Consider the following 698-nt stretch of genomic DNA (forward strand, 5'->3'; position numbering starts at 1 on the left):
GCACATATAATTGCAACTATAATAATATCAAGTGTTATAGGTGTTATGTTATATTTTATGTCATTACTTAATATATATTTTTTATTACCAGTTAGTAGATTTGCTTTTGAGTTTAATAGATTTAAAACCATTTTTTACGATATAAATACTTTAGTATTTTATAATTTAAAAAAAGGCTTTATATTAAATGGTATAATAAGCGTACTTTCATTTATTGGAATAATATTATTAACTAGATTTAACTTACTAATAATGATTTGCTCCATAGTTGCAATTATATGTGCTAATGTATATATTGTAACAGAATCATTAATAATAAATATATTAATAATGCCTAGAATAGATATAGAAAAATATAATGAATTAACTAGAAATAGTCCAAATCAAATAATTACATTGATAACTTCAGTTGCTATTATCGCTTTAAATATTTTAATGAGTTATTTGATTTTGAAATATGAAATATACAATATATATTTACTAGTATCACAGTTAACTCTTAATATATTAATATCATCTTTATCTATATATATAGTTATTAAAAAATGTAGAAATAAATTAAATAGTATATATAGAAGATAATTTAAAATGGGGCATGCTTAAATTTAAACATATCTTATTTTAAATATAATAAACTTTTACTTAATTATCCTTTAAATAAAAAGGAATTTTCATGTATAAATTGTAAAACTCCATAT

1 protein-coding gene is annotated in these 698 nt (G+C 18.6%); it reads left to right on the plus strand.

Features of this window, described 5'->3' with window-relative positions; genetic code table 11:
- Positions 1 to 582 (plus strand): hypothetical protein (locus AWT72_RS09850; RefSeq protein WP_197407664.1); only part of this gene is annotated, 582 nt, incomplete at its 5' end.
- Positions 583 to 698: the final 116 nt, after the last annotated feature.

It is taken from the genome of Oceanivirga salmonicida (assembly GCF_001517915.1).
GTDB classification, from domain to species: Bacteria; Fusobacteriota; Fusobacteriia; order Fusobacteriales; family Leptotrichiaceae; genus Oceanivirga; species Oceanivirga salmonicida.